19 protein-coding genes are annotated in these 20,201 nt (G+C 71.8%); 11 read left to right on the plus strand and 8 right to left on the minus strand.

Translation table 11 applies throughout. The features are described from left to right. Positions 1-41: 41 nt before the first annotated feature. Genes ABT354_RS02300 through ABT354_RS02340 form a run of 9 tightly spaced genes read left to right on the plus strand, consistent with a single transcriptional unit; the run spans position 42 to position 9,183 of the window. A complete protein-coding gene (locus ABT354_RS02300) occupies positions 42-866 on the plus strand; it encodes a glycosyltransferase family protein (RefSeq protein ID WP_351487790.1) in 825 nt (274 codons plus the stop codon). After that, a complete protein-coding gene (locus tag ABT354_RS02305) occupies positions 863-1,510 on the plus strand; it encodes a PIG-L deacetylase family protein (protein WP_351487793.1) in 648 nt (215 codons plus the stop codon). The genes ABT354_RS02300 and ABT354_RS02305 overlap by 4 nt, the downstream gene beginning before the upstream one ends. Positions 1,511-1,513: 3 nt before the next feature. Continuing rightward, entirely contained in the window at positions 1,514-2,539 is a 1,026-nt protein-coding gene (locus tag ABT354_RS02310; RefSeq protein ID WP_351487796.1) for an NAD-dependent epimerase/dehydratase family protein, read from the plus strand. Continuing rightward, positions 2,536-3,810 carry a DUF4910 domain-containing protein gene (locus tag ABT354_RS02315; protein ID WP_351487799.1) on the plus strand — a complete coding sequence of 425 codons (1,275 nt, stop codon included), beginning with the start codon at positions 2,536-2,538 and terminating at the stop codon, positions 3,808-3,810. The genes ABT354_RS02310 and ABT354_RS02315 overlap by 4 nt, the downstream gene beginning before the upstream one ends. 5 nt (positions 3,811-3,815) lie before the next feature. Continuing rightward, entirely contained in the window at positions 3,816-5,111 is a 1,296-nt protein-coding gene (locus tag ABT354_RS02320; protein ID WP_351487802.1) for an MATE family efflux transporter, read from the plus strand. Next, positions 5,108-6,055: a glycosyltransferase family 2 protein gene (locus ABT354_RS02325; protein WP_351487805.1), complete on the plus strand. Its 948-nt coding sequence runs from the start codon at positions 5,108-5,110 to the stop codon at positions 6,053-6,055. The genes ABT354_RS02320 and ABT354_RS02325 overlap by 4 nt, the downstream gene beginning before the upstream one ends. After that, positions 6,052-7,284, plus strand: a complete 1,233-nt coding sequence (locus ABT354_RS02330; RefSeq protein WP_351487807.1) for a polysaccharide pyruvyl transferase family protein — start codon at positions 6,052-6,054, stop codon at positions 7,282-7,284. Before ABT354_RS02325 ends, ABT354_RS02330 begins: the two co-directional genes overlap by 4 nt. Then, positions 7,281-7,850: a dTDP-4-dehydrorhamnose 3,5-epimerase gene (gene rfbC / locus ABT354_RS02335; RefSeq protein ID WP_351487810.1), complete on the plus strand. Its 570-nt coding sequence runs from the start codon at positions 7,281-7,283 to the stop codon at positions 7,848-7,850. The genes ABT354_RS02330 and rfbC overlap by 4 nt, the downstream gene beginning before the upstream one ends. Positions 7,851-7,857: 7 nt before the next feature. Beyond that, positions 7,858-9,183 carry a glutamate-1-semialdehyde 2,1-aminomutase gene (locus ABT354_RS02340; RefSeq protein ID WP_351487813.1) on the plus strand — a complete coding sequence of 442 codons (1,326 nt, stop codon included), beginning with the start codon at positions 7,858-7,860 and terminating at the stop codon, positions 9,181-9,183. 7 nt (positions 9,184-9,190) lie between these two features. Here ABT354_RS02340 and ABT354_RS02345 read toward each other — a convergent pair whose 3' ends face one another. The 3 genes from ABT354_RS02345 to ABT354_RS02355 all read right to left on the minus strand — a co-directional run bounded on the left by ABT354_RS02345 (position 9,191) and on the right by ABT354_RS02355 (position 11,435). Next, on the minus strand, positions 9,191-9,889 hold the full coding sequence (locus tag ABT354_RS02345) for a phosphatase PAP2 family protein (protein ID WP_351487815.1): 699 nt from the start codon (positions 9,887-9,889) through the stop codon (positions 9,191-9,193). 89 nt (positions 9,890-9,978) lie between these two features. Further along, positions 9,979-11,130 carry an ACR3 family arsenite efflux transporter gene (gene arsB / locus ABT354_RS02350; protein WP_502983299.1) on the minus strand — a complete coding sequence of 384 codons (1,152 nt, stop codon included), beginning with the start codon at positions 11,128-11,130 and terminating at the stop codon, positions 9,979-9,981. Continuing rightward, entirely contained in the window at positions 11,127-11,435 is a 309-nt protein-coding gene (locus tag ABT354_RS02355) for an ArsR/SmtB family transcription factor (RefSeq protein WP_351487818.1), read from the minus strand. The genes arsB and ABT354_RS02355 overlap by 4 nt, the downstream gene beginning before the upstream one ends. A gap of 91 nt (positions 11,436-11,526) precedes the next feature. On the opposite strand from ABT354_RS02355, the gene ABT354_RS02360 reads away from it, so the two are divergent. Continuing rightward, positions 11,527-11,937: an arsenate reductase ArsC gene (locus ABT354_RS02360; protein ID WP_351487821.1), complete on the plus strand. Its 411-nt coding sequence runs from the start codon at positions 11,527-11,529 to the stop codon at positions 11,935-11,937. Between the two features lie 35 nt (positions 11,938-11,972). On the opposite strand, the gene kdpB is transcribed toward ABT354_RS02360, so the two are convergent. Then, complete coding sequence (gene kdpB, locus ABT354_RS02365; RefSeq protein WP_351487824.1) at positions 11,973-14,135, minus strand: potassium-transporting ATPase subunit KdpB; 2,163 nt, start codon at positions 14,133-14,135, stop codon at positions 11,973-11,975. Positions 14,136-14,653: 518 nt separating this feature from the next. Between kdpB and ABT354_RS02370 the strand changes: the two genes are divergently transcribed. Next, positions 14,654-15,337: a response regulator gene (locus tag ABT354_RS02370; protein WP_351487826.1), complete on the plus strand. Its 684-nt coding sequence runs from the start codon at positions 14,654-14,656 to the stop codon at positions 15,335-15,337. 56 nt (positions 15,338-15,393) lie between these two features. Here ABT354_RS02370 and ABT354_RS02375 read toward each other — a convergent pair whose 3' ends face one another. The 4 genes from ABT354_RS02375 to ABT354_RS02390 all read right to left on the minus strand — a co-directional run bounded on the left by ABT354_RS02375 (position 15,394) and on the right by ABT354_RS02390 (position 20,201). Next, the gene (locus ABT354_RS02375) at positions 15,394-16,104 is read right to left on the minus strand and encodes a thioesterase II family protein (RefSeq protein ID WP_351487829.1); all 711 of its coding nucleotides are present in this window, start codon (positions 16,102-16,104) and stop codon (positions 15,394-15,396) included. Positions 16,105-16,171: 67 nt separating this feature from the next. Beyond that, the gene (locus ABT354_RS02380) at positions 16,172-17,422 is read right to left on the minus strand and encodes a cytochrome P450 (RefSeq protein WP_351487831.1); all 1,251 of its coding nucleotides are present in this window, start codon (positions 17,420-17,422) and stop codon (positions 16,172-16,174) included. Next, positions 17,419-19,359 carry a non-ribosomal peptide synthetase gene (locus ABT354_RS02385; protein ID WP_351487834.1) on the minus strand — a complete coding sequence of 647 codons (1,941 nt, stop codon included), beginning with the start codon at positions 19,357-19,359 and terminating at the stop codon, positions 17,419-17,421. Before ABT354_RS02385 ends, ABT354_RS02380 begins: the two co-directional genes overlap by 4 nt. Further along, the gene (locus tag ABT354_RS02390; RefSeq protein WP_351487837.1) at positions 19,356-20,201 is read right to left on the minus strand and encodes a hypothetical protein; all 846 of its coding nucleotides are present in this window, start codon (positions 20,199-20,201) and stop codon (positions 19,356-19,358) included. The genes ABT354_RS02385 and ABT354_RS02390 overlap by 4 nt, the downstream gene beginning before the upstream one ends.

The following is a 20,201-nucleotide window of genomic DNA, read 5'->3' on the forward strand; positions in this document are numbered from 1 at the left end:
GCTCACGGCATGAAGGTTCACAGCATGAGAGAGGTCACCGTATGAAGGTCGTCCTGTTCTGCGGCGGGTACGGGCTGCGGATGCGCAGCGGATCCGCCGACGACCTGCCCAAGCCCATGGCGATGGTCGGCGAACGACCTCTGATCTGGCATGTCATGCGCTACTACGCGCACTTCGGGCACACCGAATTCATCCTGTGCCTCGGCTACGGCGCCCACCACATCAAGAACTTCTTCCTCACCTATGAGGAGACGACCTCCAACGACTTCGTGCTGCGCGACGGGCGGACCGAGCTGCTGTCCACCGATATCGCCGACTGGACGATCACCTTTGTGCAGACCGGCATCGAGTCACCGATCGGGGAGCGGCTCCGCCGGGTACGGCACCATCTGGACGGCGACGAGATGTTCCTCGCCAACTACGCCGATGTCCTCACCGACGCCCCGCTGCCGGAGATGATCGACCAGTTCACCCGGCGCGACGCCGGGGCGTCGATGATGGTGGTACCGCCGCAGTCCTCGTTCCACTGTGTGGATCTGGGCGAGGACGGCCTGGTCGGCGGCATCACCGCGGTGAGCGACCTGCCGCTGTGGGAGAACGGCGGCTACTTCGTGCTCCGCCAGGAGGTCTTCGACCACATCCCGGAGAACGGGGACCTGGTCGCCGACGGCTGCGCCGGGCTGGCCAAGAGCGGCCGGATGGCGGCGTACCAGCACCGCGGCTTCTGGAAGCCGACCGACACCGTGAAGGAGCGGGCCGCGCTCGACGCCGCCTACGTCCGGGGCGACCGCCCGTGGGCCGTCTGGGAGAGGGACGGCGCGGGGGCGGTACCCGGCGGCGGGAACCGGGCCGGAGCGACCGCGTGATCCGTCTCGGAACCGGGCGCCCGGACAGGATCGTCGCGGTGGGCGCGCACTGCGACGACATCGCCATCGGCGCCGGCGGCACCCTGCTGACGATCTGCCTCGCCCGGCCGGGCATCCGGGTCGACGCCCTGGTCCTCTCCGGCGGTGGCGGCGAACGGGAGCAGGAGGAGCGGGCCGCGCTCGCCGCCTTCTGCCCCGGCGCCGACCTGCGGCTGACCGTGCTCAAACTGCCGGACGGCCGGCTGCCGGCCCACTGGGACGAGGCCAAGGCCGCCGTCGAGGAACTGCGCGCCCGCACCGAGCCCGAACTGGTCCTCGCCCCCCGTACCGAGGACGCCCACCAGGACCACCGGGGCCTGGCGAAGCTGATGTCCACCGCCTTCCGCGACCACCTCGTCCTCGGCTACGAGATCGTCAAATGGGACGGCGATCTCGGCCGGCCCACGGCGTACCAGCCGCTGTCGCCGGAGACGGCCGAACGGAAGGTGCTGCTGCTCCAGGAGCACTACCCCTCACAACGGCACCGGCCCTGGTACGACCGGGAGGCCTTCCTCGGCCTGGCCCGGATCCGTGGCATCGAATGCCATGAGCGCTACGCCGAGGCGTTCGCCGTCACCAAACTCACTCTCGATCTGGGGAAATGAACTGTGCGCGTACTGCTGACCGGACATCAGGGCTATCTGGGCACCGTGATGGCCCCGGTGCTCGCCGCCGCCGGCCATGAGGTCGTCGGCCTGGACGCCGGCCTCTTCGCCGACTGCGTCCTGGGCCCCAAGCCCGCGGACCCGCCGGGACACCGGGTGGACCTGCGCGACATCACCGCCGAACAGGTGGCCGGGGTGGACGCCGTGATCCACCTGGCCGCGCTCTCCAACGACCCGCTGGGAGCGCTGGCACCGGACCTCACCTACGACATCAACCACCACGCCTCCGTACGACTGGCCCGGCTGGCCCGCGACGCCGGGGTACGGCGCTTCCTGTACGCGTCCACCTGCTCGGTCTACGGCGCCGCCGGCGGTGGCGACCTGGTGACCGAGGACGCCCCGCTGCGCCCGGTGACCCCGTACGCGGAGTCCAAGGTACGGGTCGAGGACGACCTGCACGCGCTCGCCGACGGCGACTTCACCCCGGTGTACCTGCGCAATGCCACCGCCTTCGGCTACTCACCCCGGCTGCGCGCCGACATCGTGCTGAACAACCTGGTGGGCCACGCACTCCTGACCGGAGAGGTCCTGGTCCTCTCCGACGGCACCCCCTGGCGCCCGCTGGTGCACGCCGCCGACATCGCCCAGGCCTTCGCCGCCGCGCTGACCGCGCCGCGGGAAGCCGTGCACGACCGCGCGTTCAACATCGGCAGCGAGATCAACAACGTCACCGTCGCCGAGATAGCCGAGCAGGTCGCCGAGGCGGTGACCGGCGCGAAGGTGGTGATCACCGGGGAGAACGGGGCCGACCCGCGCTCGTACCGGGTGGACTTCTCCCGCTTCCACGCCGCGATCCCCGGCTTCGCCTGCGCATGGACGGTGAAGCGGGGCGCGCTCGAACTCGCCGACGCCTACCGGGAGCACGGGCTCACCCAGGAGGACTTCGAGCGGCGCTTCACCCGGCTGGCCGTGCTGCGCACCGCGTCCGAGACCGGCGCCGTCGACGACACCCTGCGGTGGCGCCGATGACCACGGTCGGCGAGGAGATGCACCAGCTGGTGGAGCGGCTGTACCCGCTCTGCCGGAGCATCACCGGCGACGGTGTGCGCGCCACCCTGGAGATCGTCGGCGAGTACCTCCCCCTGCGGGTGCACGAGGTCCCGACCGGGACCCAGGTCCTCGACTGGACGGTGCCACAGGAGTGGAACATCCGGGACGCGTACATCGCCGCCCCCACCGGCGAGCGGGTCGTCGACTTCGCCGCCTCCAGTCTGCATGTGCTCGGCTACAGCGTGCCGGTGTCGGCGACCATGCCCCTGGCGGAGCTGCGCGAACATCTGCACACCCTGCCGGACCACCCCACCTGGGTGCCCTACCGCACCAGCTACTACCGGCCGGAGTGGGGGTTCTGCCTGGCCCAGGAGACCCTGGACGCACTGCCGGACGGCGAGTACGAGGTACGCGTCGACTCCACCCTCGCCGACGGCCATCTCACCTACGCCGAGCATGTGATCCCCGGGCAGGTCCCCGACGAGGTGATCGTCTCCTGCCATGTCTGCCACCCGTCACTGGCCAACGACAACCTGGCCGGTGTCGCGGTGGCGACCTTCCTGGCCCGGGCGCTGGCGGAGAGAACACCCTGGTACACCTACCGGTTCCTGTTCGCGCCCGGCACCATCGGCGCGATCACCTGGCTGGCCCGCAACGCGGAGCGGGTGGACCGCGTCAAGCACGGGCTGGTGCTGGCCTGCGCCGGTGACCCGGGCCGGCTGACCTACAAACAGAGCAGGCGCGGCGACGCCGAGATCGACCGGGTGATGCGGCACACCCTGCTCGCCACCGACCGCCCGCACCACATCAACGAGTTCACCCCGTACGGCTACGACGAGCGGCAGTTCTGCTCACCCGGGTTCGATCTCGGCGTGGGCTCGCTCAGCCGGACCCCGTACGCCGGCTACCCCGAGTACCACACCTCGGCCGACAACCCGGACTTCGTCTCCCCGGAGGCGATGGCGGACACCCTCGACGTCTGCCGCGAGGCCTTCGCCGTACTCGACCGCAACCGGCGGTACCTCAACCTCAGCCCCTACGGCGAACCACAGCTCGGCCGGCGCGGACTGTACGACTCCCTCGGCGGCCGCAGCGACGCCAAGCAGGCCCAGCTGGCCATGCTCTGGGTGCTCAGCCTCTCCGACGGCGAACACAGCCTGCTGGATGTCGCCGAGCGGTCCGGGCTGCCGTTCGACACCGTCGCCGCCGCGGCCGACGCCCTGCACGGCGCCGGGCTGATCAAGGCGTGACACCGATGACCACCGAGAAGGAGAAGGCGACGACCCCGGCGGCCCGGCCGACCGCCCGGCGCGCCATAGCCGGCCGGCTGTCCTGGGGCCTGGCCGACCAGGCCGTCTGCAGCATGACCAACTTCGCGGTGGGCATCTATGTGGCACGCTCGCTGGGACTGGCCGCGTTCGGCGTGTTCAGCCTGGCCTGGGTGACCTACGGCGTGGTGCTCGGGGTCTCCCGAGGGCTGGCCACCGACCCGCTCGTGGTCCGCTTCAGCGGTGTGCCGACCGCGTCCTGGCGCGCGGCGGCGGCCCGGTCCTCCGGTACCGCGCTCGGCGTCGGTGTCGCCTTCGGCGCGCTGTGCCTGATGGCCGGGCCGGCCATCGGCGGCAGCGTGGGGGCCGCCTTCACCGCGCTCGGTGTCATCCTGCCGGGACTGCTGCTCCAGGACGCCTGGCGGTACTCGTTCTTCGCCGCCGGCACCGGGCGGAAGGCCTTCGCCAACGACCTCCTGGGGGGCCTCGCGCTCATCCCGGCCATGGTGGTGGCGGACCGGGTGGGCAGCGTGGCCGCCTTCGTCCTCGCCTGGGGCACGGCCGCCTCGGTGGCCGCCCTGTACGGCTGCCTCCAGTCCGGCATCCGGCCCCAGCTCACCGGAGCCCGCGCCTGGCTGCGCGAGCAGCGCGACCTCGGCTACCGGTATCTGGTCGAGAACGTCGGCGTCAGCGGCGCGGCCCAGCTGCGGGCGTACGGCCTCGGCCTGATCGTCGGGGTCAGTGCGGTGGGCGTGATCCGGGGCGCCGAACTGCTGCTCGGCCCGTTCCTCGCCGTACTCATGGGGCTGTCGCTGGTCACCGTCCCGGAAGCGGCACGGGTCCTGCGGCACGCCCCCCACCGGCTGGGCAGATTCTGCCTGCTGCTCGGCGGCGGGCAGGCCGCCGCCGCACTCCTCTGGGGCGCGGCACTGCTGCTGGTGCCCGACCGGGCCGGCGCGTTCGTGCTCGGCGGCGTCTGGCACTCCGCATCGGAGCTGATCGTCCCGGCCGTACTCGGCGTCGCGGGCGCCAGCCTCGGCACCGGCGCGGCGGCCGGGCTGCGCGCGCTCGCCGCCGCCCGGCGCAGCCTGCGCTGCCAGCTCTTCGCCTCCGCCTGCTATGTCGGCGGCGGGCTCGGCGGAGCGGCCGCCGCCGGCACGGTCGGCTCCGCCTGGGGCGTGGCCGCCGCGACCATCAGCGGCTCGGCCGTGTGGTGGCTCCAGCTGCGGGCCGCCCTGCGCGAGCACCACCAGAACCACATCCGTGAAGTGAGGACACCATGACCGCCCAACCCCGGCTGAGTATCGGCCTGCCCGTCTACAACGGTGAGGAGTACCTCGCCGAGGCGCTCGAAGCCCTGCTCGGCCAGACCTACGAGGACTTCGAACTGGTCATCTCCGACAATGCCTCGACCGACGGGACCCAGGAGATCTGCCGCCGGTACGCCGCCCGGGACCCGCGCATCCGGTATCTGCGGCTGCCCCGGAACATCGGCGCCGCGCCGAACCACAACTTCGTCTTCACCGAGTGCCACGGCGAGCTGTTCAAGTGGGCCTCCCACGACGACCTGTACGCCCGGGACCTGCTGCGCCGCTGTGTGGAGGCGCTGGACGAGCGGCCGGAGGTCATCCTCGCCCATGCCGACCAGGCGGTCATCGACGGCGACGGGCGGGTGAAGGTGCCGTACGACTACGGGCTCGCCACCGCCTCGCCGCATGCGCCGGAGCGCTTCCGCAGCATGCTCTTCGAGCCCGGCGGCGACGACTTCTACGGGGTGATGCGGGCCGATGTGCTGCGCCGGGTGAAGCCGCATGACAGCTACCACCACGCGGACCGCACCTTCGTCGCCGAGATCACCCTGCACGGGCCCTTCCACCAGGTGCCGGAGCTGATGTACTTCCGCCGCGACCACCCCACCCGCGCCGAGCGGGCGAACCCGGGCAAGCGCTCCCGGTGCGTCAATCTGGACCCCCGCCGGGCGGGCCCGCTGCACCCCACGCCCCGGCTGCTCGCCGAGTACCTCTGGGGCTTTGTCTCGGCGATCCGGCGGGCGCCGCTCTCCCCGGCCGACCGGCGCGCCTGCTACCGCCATCTGGCCGCCTGGATGACCAGCCGGGTCCGGCCGGGCGCCGGCGAGCGGGTCGAGGACCGCGCCCCGGTCGACCCGGACCGGATCACCGTCTCCGTCGACGCCCTCGTCGCCGGCCGGGAAGGCAGGCAGGCATGAGCCCCGCGTACGGGACTCCGGTACGTGTCGGGGTGTTCGGCCTGCTCGGCTCCGGCAATCTCGGCAACGACGGTTCGCTCGAAGCCGTCCTCGGATATCTCCGCGCCGAGCACCCGGAGGCGCCCGTGGACGCGCTCTGCGGCGGACCCGAGGTCGTCACGGCCCGGTACGGGATCCCCGCGACGCGGCTGCACTGGTACCGGGGCGAGTACCGGACCGCGTCACGCGCGCGTGCGGTCGTGGGGAAGGGCCTGGGTAAACTCGTCGATGTCTTCCGTACCGCCGCCTGGGTGCGCAGGCACGATGTGGTGATCGTGCCGGGCATGGGCGTCCTGGAGGCCACCCTGCCGCTGCGGCCGTGGGGCTTCCCGTACTCGCTCTTCCTGCTCTGTGCGACCGGCCGGCTCTTCGGCACCCGGGTCGCGCTGGTCAGCGTCGGCGCCGCCGCGATCAGCAGCCGGCCCACCCGGGCCCTGGTGCGCCGGTCGGCGCGGCTGGCCACCTACCGGTCGTACCGGGACACCCTGTCCCGCGACGCGCTGCGGGCGATGGGCGTGGACACCACGCACGACGAGGTCTACCCGGATCTCGCGTTCTCCCTGCCGGCGCCGCAGGCCGGCCCGGAACCGGGTGCGCCGGGCACGGTCTGCGTCGGCGTCATGGCCTTCCACGGCGGCGACGACGACCGGGCCCGCGCCGACGAGATCCACCGGCGCTACCTCGACGGGACGATCCGCTTCGTCCGCACGCTGGCCGAGGAGGGCCGACCGGTCCGGCTGGTCACCGGCGACGGGGTCGATGTGCCGGTGGTCGCCGCGATCCTGGACGCGGTGGACTCACCGCTGGTCACCGCCGCCGAGACGGCCTCACTGGCCGATCTGACACGGGAGATGGCGGTCGCCGACACCGTGGTGGCGACCCGCTACCACAATCTGATCTGCGCGCTGAAGGCCGGCACACCGACGCTCGCGCTCAGCTACGCGGCGAAGAGCGACGCGCTCATGGCCCAGATGGGTCTGGAGGCGTACTGCCACCCGGCGCGCGAGGTCGACGCCGACCGGCTGCTCGAACAGTTCCGGGCGCTGGAGCGGAGTTCGGCGGAGCTGCGGCGGACCCTCGCCGAGCGGAACCTCGCCGCCGCCCGGCGCCTCGACCACCAGTTCACCGCCCTGACCCGAGCCCTGTTCCCGGCGACCGCCCCCACCCACGCCCTGCGGGAGACCTCATGAAGGTGACCGGAATCCCGGCGATCACCGGCGCTTACCTCTTCGAACCCACGCCGTACGCCGACGAACGCGGCTTCTTCTGCCGTACCTTCGACGCCGATGTGATCCGCTCGGTCGGCCTCGACCCCGACCTCTTCGTCCAGGACAGCGTCTCCCGCTCGGTGCGGGGTGTCCTGCGCGGCCTGCATCTGCGCTCCGGAGCGGGCGAGGCCAAGCTGGTGCGCTGCTCGTACGGGAGGATCTTCGACGTCTTCGTGGATCTGCGGCCGGACTCGCCGACCTATCGCAACCGGGCCTCCTTCGAGCTGTCCGGCGAGACACAGCGGACCCTCTACATCCCGGCGGGGTGCGCGCACGGCTTCCAGGCGCTGACCGACATCGCCGATGTCTCGTACCGCATCGACCGCCCGCACGACCCGGCCGAGGACGTGACGATCGCCTTCGACGACCCGGAGCTGGCCATTCCGTGGCCGCTGCCGGCCGTCTCGATGTCCCAGCGGGACCGGGATGCGCCGAGCCTCGCCGAGGCCCTGAAGCACGCCGAGGTCCTGAAGCACCAGGAGAAGTGAGATCCGCATGGACACCGAAGAGTTCTCCCTGCCCCGGTCGCGCCAGGCGAACGAGCGGCTGCACGCCCTGATCCCGGGGGGCGCGCACACCTACGCCAAGGGCGACGACCAGTACCCCGAGGACCTGGCCCCGGTCATCAGCCACGGCCGTGGCGCCCATGTGTGGGACATCGACGGCAACCGCTATATCGAGTACGGCTCCGGCCTGCGGTCGGTCAGCCTCGGCCACGCCCACCCCCGGGTGAACGAGGCGGTGCGCCGGGAGATCGACCGGGGCGGCAACTTCGTCCGGCCGTCCATCGTGGAGGTCGAGGCGGCGGAGTGCTTCCTGGCCACCGTGCGGACCGCCGAGATGGTGAAGTTCGCGAAGAACGGCTCCGACGCCACCACCGCCGCGGTGCGGCTCGCCCGCGCCGTCACCGGGCGCCCGCGGGTGGCCATCTGCGGCGACCATCCGTTCTTCTCCGTCGACGACTGGTTCATCGGCACCACACCGATGACCGCCGGGATACCGGCGGCCACCAACGAGCTGACCGTGGCCTTCCCCTACGGGGATCTGGCCGCCACGGAGGAACTGCTCACCCGGTACCGGGACGAGGTCGCCTGTCTGATCCTGGAACCCGCCACCCACACCGAACCCCCGCCCGGCTACCTCGCCGGCCTGCGCGAGCTGGCCGACCGGCACGGCTGCGTACTGATCTTCGATGAGATGATCACCGGCCTCCGCTGGTCCGAGGCGGGCGCTCAGGGGCTGTACGGGGTCGTCCCCGACCTCTCCACCTTCGGCAAGGCGCTGGGCAACGGGTTCGCCGTCTCCGCGCTGGCCGGGCGCCGCGACCTCATGGAGCGGGGCGGGCTGCGCGACTCCCGTGAGCGGGTGTTCCTGCTGTCCACCACCCACGGCGCGGAGACCCACGCACTGGCCGCCGCGACGGCCGTACTCACCACCTATGCCGAGGAGGGCATCACCGCGCGGCTGCACGCCCTCGGCGAGCGGCTGGCCGCCGGTGTCCGCGAGGCCGCCGCCGGGATGGGCGTCGGCGACCATGTCGTCCTCCGGGGCCGGGCCAGCAATCTGGTCTTCGCCACCCTCGACGAGAACCGGCGGCCCTCGCAGGCGTACCGCACCCTCTTCCTGCGCCGGCTCCTCGCGGGCGGGGTGCTCGCCCCGTCGTTCGTGGTGAGCAGCGCGCTGGACGACACCGACATCGACCGCACCGTCGAGGTGGTGGCCGAGGCGTGTGCGGTGTACCGGAAGGCGCTGGACGCCGCCGACCCCACCCCCTGGCTGGGCGGGCGGCCGGTCAAGCCCGTCTTCCGCCGCCTGGCGTGAGGTGATGTCAGCGGCGCTCCCGCCGGCCGGCGTCGGCCGTCCGGTCGACCAGCCACGCGGTTGCCGGTACCACCGCCAGCGCGGTGCCCCAGCCGCCGAGGACATCGGTCGGGTAGTGGGCGCCCAGGGCGACCTGGGCCCATCCCATGGCCGCGCCGGCGACCAGCGCCGCGGCGAGTACCAGGACCGTGCCGGCCGTCCTGCCGAGGCCGAGCCGGCCGGCCGTGAGCAGCGCCACCATCAGGGCGAGTGCGGTGAGGAAGGCGGTGTGCCCGCTCGGGTAGGACAGGTGCTCGCCGTGGATGGTGCGTCCCACCAGGGGCTTGAGCAGCTTGGTCGCCCCCACGGCCAGCCCGGTGCCGACGACGACGAGCACCGCCGCGCGGGGTCGCCGCCGCAGCAGACACCCTGTCACGGCGGCCACGACCAGGATCGCCGCTCCGGCGGGCTCCGCCAGGAAGTCGATCGCCAGCGCGACGCGCCGCCACGGCGGCCGTACACCGTCCACCGCCGGCTGGATCCAGGTGTCCACGGCGCCGGGCCGGCCGTGGCCGGCGTACAGGACCCCGAGCAGGACGACCATCAGCGTGGCGAGGGCGGCGAGCGGCCCCAGCGACGCCCGCAGTGACGGGGGCAGCACCGAGGGCGTGGGACGTCCTGGGGCGGTTCGGGGGCGTAATCCTTCATCCGACCGGTGGGTGGTCATGAGTCAGCGGCTTCCTGTTCCCTCTGGTCCGGGCCCTCGTGAGGACTGCCCGCCACCCTAGCCAACAACGGGTCGCGGCAGACCGCCGTTTACCGCGTCGAGTCCTCCGTCCGCGCCGCCGTGGGAGACCGGTCCGGTGCCGGGCCGGTGAAGCGGCGGCGCCAGGCGAGGGCGACGTAGACGAGTCCGATGAGGACGGGGACCTCGATCAGGGGGCCGACGACGCCGGAGAGGGCCTGGCCGGAGGTGACGCCGAAGGTGGCGATGGCGACGGCGATGGCCAGTTCGAAGTTGTTGCCCGCCGCCGTGAACGCGAGGGTGGTGGTGCGGCCGTACGCCATCCCGAGCGCCTTGCCCAGGGCGAAGGTGCCGAAGAACATGATGGCGAAGTACACCAGCAGCGGCAGCGCGATCCGGGCGACGTCCCAGGGCTGGGAGGTGATCGTCCTCCCCTGGAGCGCGAAGAGGATCACGATGGTGAAGAGCAGCCCGTACAGCGCCCACGGTCCGATCCTCGGCAGGAACCGCGACTCGTACGCCGTCCGGCCCATCTTCCTCTCGCCGACCCTGCGGGTGAGGAACCCGGCGAGGAGGGGCACGCCGAGGAAGATGACGACATTGAGGGCGATCTCCCACATGGAGATGGAGAGCCGCTCCCCGTCGCCGAGGCCGAGCCAGCCGGGCAGCAGATCGAGGTAGAACCAGCCCAGCAGTCCGAACGCGAGCACCTGGAAGACGGAGTTGAGGGCGACCAGGACGGCGGCGGCCTCGCGGTCGCCGCAGGCGAGGTCGTTCCAGATGATGACCATGGCGATACAGCGGGCGAGACCGACGATGATCAGCCCGGTGCGGTACTCGGGGAGGTCGGGGAGGAAGATCCACGCCAGCGCGAACATCACCGCCGGGCCGACGACCCAGTTGACCACCAGGGAGGAGACCATCAGCCTGCGGTCGCCGGTGACCGCGTCGAGCCGGTCGTAACGGACCTTGGCCAGGACCGGGTACATCATCACCAGCAGGCCGAGTGCGATCGGCAGCGAGATGCCGCCGACCTCGATCCTCGCCAGCGCGTCGTTCATCCCCGGGATCAGCCGGCCAAGACCCAGGCCGGCGCCCATGGCGAGCAGGATCCACACCGCGAGATACCGGTCCAGGGTGGAGAGCTTGGCGACGATCGAGCCCCCGTCCGCCCCGTCCACTGCGTCCGCACCGCCCTGGGTGGTGGTTTCGGCGGCGGTCACGGGCAGGCCCGCTTCTTCTCGGCGGCGGTGCGCGCGGACTCGGCGAGCAGGGCGAACCTCCCCGACAGTGCGGCCAGTGCCTCGGGCCTGAGCCGGTAGTAGGTGAAGCGCCCGCACGGCTCCGTCTCCACCAGCCCCGCGTCCCGCAGGACCTTCAGATGGTTGGAGAGATTGGTCTGCTTGGCGCCGGTCTCCTCGACCAGGTGCGTCGTGCACAGCGTCTCCTTCGCCAGCAGATTCACGATCTGCCAGCGGAGCGGATCGCCGAGGATCCGCAACACATCGGTTTCGACTGAGGTCAGCATGGGGGCTGATACTGTCACATCACCACAGGCTGATACCAGCAGGTGCTGATGCGACAGGTGGCGCGGGCCACCGTGAGACAAGAAGGCGCCCATGCCCGAGACCCCCGGCCGCAAGCCGTCCGTCCTCTTTGTCTGCGTCCACAACGCCGGCCGCTCCCAGATGGCCGCCGCCTGGCTCGGTCATCTCGCCGGTGACCGCGTCGAGGTCCGCTCCGCCGGCTCCGCCCCGGGCGCCGCCGTCAACCCGGCCGCCGTCGCCGCCATGGCCGAGGTCGGCATCGACATCTCCGCCGCGACCCCGAAGATCCTCACCGTCGACGCCGTGCGGGAGTCGGATGTCTGCATCACCATGGGCTGCGGTGACACCTGCCCCGTCTTCCCCGGCAAGCGCTACCTCGACTGGACCCTCGAAGACCCCGCCGGGCAGGGCCTCGAAGCCGTCCGCCCCATCCGCGACGAGATCGAGCGCCGGGTACGACACCTTCTCCAAGAACTCCTGTAACTCCTGTAACTCCTGTAACTCACGGTCGACGGCGGTCAGCCCAGGCCGGGAAGGGCGGAGACGACCAGGTCGATCAGCTTGATGCCGACGAAGGGCAGCACAAGACCGCCGAGTCCGTAGATGGTCAGATTGCGGAGCAGCAGGTCATGGGCGGAGGCGGGGGTGTAGCGCACGCCCCGCAGGGCGAGCGGGATCAGCGCGACGATGATCAGCGCGTTGAAGATGATCGCCGAGGTGATGGCCGACGTCGGACTGTGCAGTCCCATGATGTTGAGCGCTTCCAGGCCCGGGTAGGCGCCGGTGAACATGGCGGGGATGATCGCGAAGTACTTGGCGACATCGTTCGTGATCGAGAAGGTGGTGAGGGCGCCCCGGGTGATCAGGAGCTGTTTGCCGATCTCCACGATCTCGATCAGCTTGGTGGGGTTGGAGTCCAGGTCGACCATGTTCCCGGCCTCCTTGGCGGCCGAGGTACCGGTGTTCATCGCCACGCCGACATCCGCCTGGGCGAGGGCCGGCGCGTCATTGGTCCCGTCGCCGGTCATCGCCACCAGCCTGCCCCCCTCCTGTTCCCGCTTGATGAGGGCCAGTTTGTCCTCGGGGGTGGCCTCGGCGAGGAAGTCGTCGACCCCCGCCTCCTCGGCGATGGCCCGCGCGGTCAGCGGATTGTCACCCGTGATCATGACCGTACGGATGCCCATGGCGCGCAGCTCCCCGAACCGTTCCCGGATGCCCTCCTTCACCACATCCTTCAGATGGATGGCGCCGAGGACCCGGGGGCCGTCCCGGTTGTCCACGGCGACCAGCAGAGGTGTGCCGCCGGCCGAGGCGATGGAGTCGGCGAACCACCGTGCCTCGGCGGGGACGGCACCGCCCCGCATCCGCACCCAGGCGATCACCTCGGTCGCCGCGCCCTTGCGGATCCGGTGTGCGGCGTTCTCCCCCCACCACAGATCGACCCCGCTCATCCGGGTCCGCGCGCTGAACCCCACGAACCTGGCCCGGCTCAGCTCCCCCTCGGCGGGCTCCGACAGCCCGTGCGCACGCCGGGCGAGGGCGACGATCGACCGGCCCTCCGGGGTCTCGTCGGCCAGCGAGGACAGCTGCGCCGCCCTGGCCAGGGACAGTTCGTCGACTCCTGGCAGCGGGAAGAAACCGGCCGCCTCGCGGTTGCCGAGGGTGATGGTGCCCGTCTTGTCGAGCAGCAGGGTGCTGATGTCGCCGGCCGCCTCGACGGCCCGGCCCGACATGGCGAGCACATTGCGCTGCACCAGCCGGTCCATGCCCGCGATGCCGATCGCCGAGAGCAGCGCCCCGATGGTCGTCGGGATCAGGGTGACCAGCAGCGCGACAAGAACCGTCATGGGCTGATCGGCACCCGCATAGGCGGCCATGGGCTGAAGGGCGAGGACCACCAGGACGAAGACACTGGTCAGAGCGGCCAGCAGGATGTTGAGCGCCAGCTCGTTCGGGGTCTTCCGCCGGGAGGCGCCCTCGACCAGGGCGATCATCCGGTCCATGAAGGACCGACCGGGGCGCGAGGTGACCCGTACGACGATACGGTCGGAGAGTACGGTGGTTCCGCCGGTGACACCGGAGCGGTCGCCGCCCGACTCCCGGATGACGGGCGCGGATTCGCCCGTGACGGCCGATTCGTCGACCGCCGCGACACCGTCCACGACCTCACCGTCCGCCGGGATCAGCGCACCGGCCTCCACGACGACGAAGTCGAAGGGCTGGAGATCGGTGGCGGCGACGGTCTCCGTCGCCGCGGCGGACAGCTGGGTGCCGATCCGCCAGTTGTCCCGCAGCCGCACCGCGACCATGTCCGTACGGGCCCGGCGCAGCGACTCCGCCTGGGCCTTCCCCCGGCCTTCGGCGACGGCCTCCGCGAGATTGGCGAAGATCACGGTCAGCCAGAGCCAGACACTGATCACCCAGGCGAAGACGGAGGGGTGGACCAGCGCGGACAGGGTGGTGAGAACCGACCCGGCGGCGACGACGAACAGCACCGGGTTCCTCGCCAGCGCCCGGGGACGCAATTTGTGCAGGGAGCCGGGGAACGACGTCAGCAACTGCACAGGGTCGAAGAGACCACTCGCCCCCCTGCGCCGGGCGGCCCGCCGACCGCCACCTCCCCCGCCGGGTGTGCGCGGCCGGGGAGCGGCCGGAGCCTTCTGGTGAGTGGCTGGAGACATGGCGGAGACCTTCTGATGGACGACGGCCACCCGCTTCCGGTGCGACCGGCGCGGGGGGCGTGGGGGAGCCGATCCGGCCCCGACCGGAGGGGAGCGCCGGCTGCCGTCATGCCACTGACGTGCGCGCCCTGGAGCGGCCGAAGGGGAATCTAGGCCCGGTGGGAGGGCCGGCGCGGTGACCCGCCCAGGAATTGACGGCCTCCTGACAGTGCGTCGGCCCCGGCGTCAAACCCCTGTCAAGAGAGGGGCGTCGGGCATCAGGGAGCCGTCAATCCGCCGCACGGGCGCCGGGGATCGGCCCGGAGCGGTACCCGGAGCCGGCCCGCCGTGCCCGCCTCCTTCCCGGGGTCCGCCCCGGGTCCTCCCCGGGGGCCCGCTCCGCCCCGCGCCCGCCGGAACCGCCGTGTAGGGGAGCCGTCAAGGACACGCCGACGTTCGTATGGGGTACGTCAAGGAGGCGCGGACCGGCCGGGGCAGGGGATTCCCTGGACCCGCACGGAGAGAAAGGCGGTACACCGGTGACCAGGGTGCTGGTGGTGGAGGACGAACCTCAGCTCGTACGGGCGCTTGAGATCAATCTGAGAGCGCGCCGGTACGAGGTGGACACCGCGCCCGATGGAGCCACGGCCCTCCGGCTCGCCGCCGAGGACTCCCCGGACATCGTCCTGCTGGACCTCGGGCTGCCCGATATCGACGGCATCGAGGTGATCAGGCGTCTCCGTGGCCGGAGCCGGGTACCGATCATCGTTGTTTCGGCCCGGCGGACCACCGAGGAGAAGGTCGAGGCGCTGGAGGCGGGGGCGGACGACTATCTCACCAAGCCGTTCGGCATGGATGAACTCGTGGCCCGGATCCGGGCGGCGGCCCGCCGCGCGGAGCGGGCGTCCCCCGCCGGCGACAGCGGTCTGATCGCGACCGGGGACTTCACCGTGGACCTGCTGGCGAAGAGGGTCAGACGGCAGGGGAACGAGGTCCGTCTCACCCCGACCGAGTGGCATCTGCTGGAAGTACTGGTCCGGCGCCGGGGACGGCTCGTCGGTCAGAAGGAGCTGCTCCAGGAGGTGGGGGGAGTCTCCCTCAGCGCCCGGACCAACGGTCTCCGGGTCTGCATGGCCCGGCTGAGGCGCAAACTCGAAGGAGACCCCGCGCGCCCCCGGCACTTCATCACCTTCCCCGGCATGGGCTATCGCTTCGACCTCTGAGACCGCCCCGGCCGCTGAACCCCAGCCGCTGAACCCCAGCCTCTGAGCCCTCTGCCTCAGAGGCCGCCTCGGCTCCGGGCCCTGTCCGGACGGACCCCCTCGACCAGGAGCGCCATCAGCTCCTCCGGTGCCTCGATGAAGCGGTAGTGCCCCCCGTCCAGCAGCTCGAAGGTCACTTCGCCGCAGGCCGGCCAGCCGCTCATGAGCGCGGGCGGAACCCCGGTGTCCCCGGTCCAGCCGATGGCGGTGAGGGGAGACGGCAGCCGGACCGGATCCGCCTTGTGGTAGCGCCTGTTCATCTCCACATCGTTACGGAGTACGCCCAGGTAGAGCGCGAGCAGACCCGGCTCCAGCGTGCCGCCCGGCTCCGCCGCGAGCCGGTGCAGCTCGTCGGCCAGCTCGTCGTCGGTCATATCGAGGAACCGGCCGTAGGGACCGTCCTGCGGCGCGACCTCGGCCGAGACGAACACCCGGGTGGGTGGCGGGCAGCCCTGCTGAACCAGCCGTACGGCCGTCTCGTACGCCGCCAGCGCGGAGCCGCAGTGCCCGAACAGGCCGTAGGGGCGGTCCAGATGGGGCCGCAGGGCCTCCGCGAGGCCCTCGGCCATCGACTCGTAGGTGGAGTACGCCGGTTCCCGCATCCGGTTCTCCCGGCCGGGCGGCTGTACGGGGCAGAATTCGACGCCGTCGACCGATGACGGCCAGTGGCGGTACATGCTCGCGCCGCACCCCGAGTAGGGCAGGCAGAACAGTCTCGCCGACGCCACCGGGGACGGCTCGCGGAGGAACCACCTACCGCTGGAACGCAGGGTCTGGGCGGGCACTGATGACCTTTCAGGGGAGGGGGTTCCGGACACGCGCGGTGATCGGGAGGTGGGTGAAGCCGGCGATGACGTTCGAGCGCATCCGCCGGGGTGTCCCGGCGGGTTCGATGCCGGTGAACCGGCCGAGCAGCTCCGCGAAGAGGATCCGCAGGGTCACCCGGGCGACGGTGTGTCCGACGCAGTAGTGGGCGCCCGCCCCGAACGCGAGATGCCGGTTGGGTCTGCGCCGGATGTCGAAGGTGTCCGGGTCGGTGAAGACGGTCCCGTCCCGGTTGGCCGACCCCAGCCATACGACCACCGCCTCCCCGGCCGGGATCGCCGTACCACGGAGTTCCACATCGCGGGTGGTGTGACGCATGAAGTGCTGGGTGGGGGAGGACCACCGCAGCGATTCCTCCACACCGCTGGAGAGCAGCTCCGGGTGGGCCGCCCAGTCGTCCAGGGCCTCGGTACCGGCCAGCTCCGCCAGGGCCGCGCTCGGCGGCTGGGCCGTGGTGACCGTCGCACCGAGCAGCAGGCTGTAGCAGTTGGACACGATCTCGCCCGGTGACAGCCGGCGTCCGTCCAGCTCCATGGTCAGCAGCACGCTGATCAGATCGTTTCCCGGCGAGCGCCGCCGCGCGGTGACGGTGTCCTGGAAGTAGGCGAACAGCTCACGGTGGGCGGTCACCAGGGTGGCGCCCGGTCCGCCGCCGCCGAGCCGGAACACGGGGTCGTCCGGGGCGACGCACGCATGGGCGAGCCGGGCCAGCCGAGGCCGGTCCGCCTCCGGCAGCGCCATCATCGCGCCGATCACCGCTGTCGGCAGGGCGGTCATCGCGACCGCGAAGTCGAAGGGGCCGCCGTCGGCCAGCGGTTCCAGCAGCCCGGCGACGACCCGGCGGATCTCCTCCCGGTCGTTCTCCACCGCCTTGATGGACAGCGCCTGGCGCAGGGGGCCGCGCAGATGGGTGTGGGCCGGCGGGTCGGTCACCGCCATCTGCCGGCCGCCGGCGGGGTCCTCCTTGCCGAGGAGGTTGAGGAGAGTGCCCCGTTCGGAGGTGAAGGTGTCATGGTCGCGCAGCACCTGTCCGGCCTCGGCGTAGCCGACGACCGACCAGTATCCGAGGGAGCCGGCCGACTGCCGGCTCACCGGGGCCCGGTGGCGCAGGTCGCGCCAGATCCGGTGGGCCCCGTCGCGCTGGTGGAGATCGGGGTCGATCAGATCGAGTCGGTGCGGCGCGAGGACCGGGCACCGCCCGGTGGGGGGAACCGCCGTCATCGGGACCGCCTCTCCCGCGCCCCGCCCGCCGCCGTACTCCCCGTACCCGTCGTACGGCCCGTACCTCCCGTACCCGCCGTCCTCAGCAGCGCCTCCAGCGCCAGGGCCAGTTCCGCGACCGTGGGCGACAGATAGAGGGTCTGTGCCGGAATGCCGACGCCGAACTCGTGCTCGACGGTGACCAGGAGTTCGCTGGCCAGCAGCGAATGTCCGCCGAGGTCGAAGAAGTCGTCGTCGATGCCGATCGGCTCGACACCGAGGAGGTCGCCCCACAGCTCCACCAGCCGCAGCTGGACCGGGGTGAGAGGGGCGGCGAACTCGTTGGCGACATTCCGTGGCACCCGGCCGACGGCCGGCAGGGCCCGGCGATCGACCTTGCCATTGCGGTTCAGCGGCAGCTCGGGGCGGATGAGCACGGCCCAGGGGATCAGATATCCGGGCAGTCTCTTCCGCAGCTCGCGGCGGAGCCGCCCGCCGAGGCCGACCGACCGCGACAGCTCCGGATCGGCGGGGACGACATACCCCAGCAACCGGGTGCCGCCCACCGGGTCGGACTGGGGCAGGACGACCGCATGCCGCACCTCGGGGAGCCGTTCCAGCTCGGCCTCGACGGCCCGGGGTTCGGCGCGGTACCCCTCCACCTTCACCTGCTCGTCCACCCGTCCGACGAACTCCAGCGTGCCGTCGGGCAACCAACGCGCCAGGTCGCCGGTCCGGTACATCCTGGCCCCGGGCTCGGCCCCGAACGGGTCGGGCAGAAACCGTTCGGCGGTCGCGGCGGGGCGGTTCAGATAGCCCCGCGCCAGACCGGCTCCGGCCGCGTACAGCTCCCCAGCGACGCCGACGGGCACCGGCCGGAGGTCGCTGTCGAGCACGGCGACCCTGGTCCCGCCGACCGGCCGCCCGATCGGTACGCTGCGCAGCGCCCCGAGGTCACGACTGGTCCAGCAGGTGGTGTACGTGGTGTTCTCGGTCGGCCCGTAGCCATTGGTGAAGACCAGCTCCGGGTAGCCGGTCAGCAGTCGCTCGACATGGGTCGGCGAGGCCACATCACCACCGGTGAGCACATGGCGCACACCGGCGAACGCCTCCGGATGGGAGCCCACCATCCGGTGGAAGAGACCGGTCGTCAGCAGCAGCACGGTCACGCCCTCGGCGCGGACGGTGCGCGCCACCTCTGCCGGTGTGATCGCGACCGGGGGGAAGACGACCAGCCGGCAGCCGTTGACCAGCGGAGCCCAGATCTCCAGCGTGGACGCGTCGAAGGCGACCGGCGCGAGATGGAAGAAGACATCCCCGGAGCGGATCTCCATCCAGTCCGCGCCCCGGACGAGACGGTCGATCGCCCGATGGGGCACCCCCACACCCTTGGGCTCGCCGGTGGAGCCCGAGGTGTAGCTGATGTAGGCGAGCCGGTCCGGGTGGGCCGGAACCACCGGCTCCGACCCCGGCCTTTCCGGCGGCTCTCCCGGTGGCCGTCCCGATGACGGTCCCGATGGCGTTTCCTCCCGTACGGTGACGATCCCATCGGGCACCCGGCCCCGCAGGGCCTCCTCGGCGATCACCATGCCGACGCCCGCGTCCTCGCACAGCAGCTCATGCCGGGCCGGCGGGTCGTCCGGGTCGAGTCCGAGATACGCCCCACCCGCGGCCAGGACCGCGAGAAGGGCCACGATCAGCTCCGGTGACCGCCGCACCAGTACGCCCACGACCTCCTCCGGCGCCAGGCCGGCCGCCCGCAGCCGGTCGGCGAGCCGGTGGGCACGGAGGACGAGCTGCTCATAGGTGAGGCTCTCGCCGTCGCAGCTGACGGCGGTCGCGTGCGGTGACCGCTCCGCCTGCCCGGCGATCAGTTCATGGATGCTCCGGGCGTCGAACGGCGGCCGTCCACTGCCGACGAACCCCGGAAAATCGGTGGTGAGGACCTTCTCGCTCAACTGTTTCCCGCATTTCTGTCCTGAAGTGACGCTGGTGGGGCTGTACGCACCCAGGTCGCGGCGGCGCGGCCCAGTTCCGTCCCGTCGCGGCGGAAGAGTGCGGTGGTGCAGGTGTGGACCCGTCCGGCGCCGGGTGTTCCGCGTCCGACGAGGACCAGGGTTTCGCCGACGCGGGGCAGGGCCGAGATCCGGGCCGACATCCGGCCGAGTACCAGCGGGCCGCTCAGCGGGCCGCTCAGCGGGTCGGGTGTCGGCGGGCCGTTCCGTGGATCGGGTGCCGAGGGGCCGAGGGCCCAGCCTCCCGGGCAGTCCAGCGCGGCCCACACCCATTCCTCGGCGACGGAGCCGGTTTCGGAGCCGGAGCCGGTCGCGGTACCCGCGTGGGGGCCCGGTGTCCAGAGACAGGCGACCCGGTCCTCCGAGCCGGGTACCGGGCCCGGTGCCAGTCGCCATCCGTCCCGGTGGCCGGGGCCGCAGACAAAGCAGGTGGGAAAGGGATGGGAGCGATGCCCGGTGTAACGGAGCATCGCGCGCTCCGCCAGGGCCGGCGGAACGAACTCCACCGGCTCCATCACCGACACCTGGTGCGACACGGTCGCGATGAGCCGCTCGCCGTGCCGGACATGAACCCGCCGGCCGGCCCGGACCGCCCGCAGACCGGTGTCCAGCGGTGGCGGTGCGTGCAGGTGGACCACCGGAGTGCCGTCGGCGCCCAGCATCCGGCTGGCCCGCGCGGCGATGAGCCCGCACGCGTAACCGCCGTTGGCGCTGTCCGGCGGCCCGTTGTAGCGCCGGTCGACCCGGATCAGCTGGTCCGCGGTGCCGGTGGATGAACGTTTCAT

The organism is Streptomyces sp. NPDC000594, assembly GCF_040299965.1.
Lineage (GTDB): Bacteria > Actinomycetota > Actinomycetes > Streptomycetales > Streptomycetaceae > Streptomyces.

What these genes read in the sequence shown, in the direction of transcription:
- ABT354_RS02300 (WP_351487790.1), top strand. Translation starts at nt 42, where the DNA reads ATGAAGGTCGTCCTGTTCTGCGGCGGGTACGGGCTGCGGATGCGCAGC.
- ABT354_RS02330 (WP_351487807.1), top strand. Translation starts at nt 6,052, where the DNA reads ATGAGCCCCGCGTACGGGACTCCGGTACGTGTCGGGGTGTTCGGCCTG.
- ABT354_RS02320 (WP_351487802.1), top strand. Translation starts at nt 3,816, where the DNA reads ATGACCACCGAGAAGGAGAAGGCGACGACCCCGGCGGCCCGGCCGACC.
- ABT354_RS02360 (WP_351487821.1), top strand. Translation starts at nt 11,527, where the DNA reads ATGCCCGAGACCCCCGGCCGCAAGCCGTCCGTCCTCTTTGTCTGCGTC.
- ABT354_RS02315 (WP_351487799.1), top strand. Translation starts at nt 2,536, where the DNA reads ATGACCACGGTCGGCGAGGAGATGCACCAGCTGGTGGAGCGGCTGTAC.
- rfbC (WP_351487810.1), top strand. Translation starts at nt 7,281, where the DNA reads ATGAAGGTGACCGGAATCCCGGCGATCACCGGCGCTTACCTCTTCGAA.
- ABT354_RS02380 (WP_351487831.1), bottom strand. Translation starts at nt 17,422, where the DNA reads ATGACGGCGGTTCCCCCCACCGGGCGGTGCCCGGTCCTCGCGCCGCAC.
- ABT354_RS02325 (WP_351487805.1), top strand. Translation starts at nt 5,108, where the DNA reads ATGACCGCCCAACCCCGGCTGAGTATCGGCCTGCCCGTCTACAACGGT.
- kdpB (WP_351487824.1), bottom strand. Translation starts at nt 14,135, where the DNA reads ATGTCTCCAGCCACTCACCAGAAGGCTCCGGCCGCTCCCCGGCCGCGC.
- ABT354_RS02345 (WP_351487815.1), bottom strand. Translation starts at nt 9,889, where the DNA reads ATGACCACCCACCGGTCGGATGAAGGATTACGCCCCCGAACCGCCCCA.
- ABT354_RS02340 (WP_351487813.1), top strand. Translation starts at nt 7,858, where the DNA reads ATGGACACCGAAGAGTTCTCCCTGCCCCGGTCGCGCCAGGCGAACGAG.
- ABT354_RS02390 (WP_351487837.1), bottom strand. Translation starts at nt 20,201, where the DNA reads ATGAAACGTTCATCCACCGGCACCGCGGACCAGCTGATCCGGGTCGAC.
- ABT354_RS02355 (WP_351487818.1), bottom strand. Translation starts at nt 11,435, where the DNA reads ATGCTGACCTCAGTCGAAACCGATGTGTTGCGGATCCTCGGCGATCCG.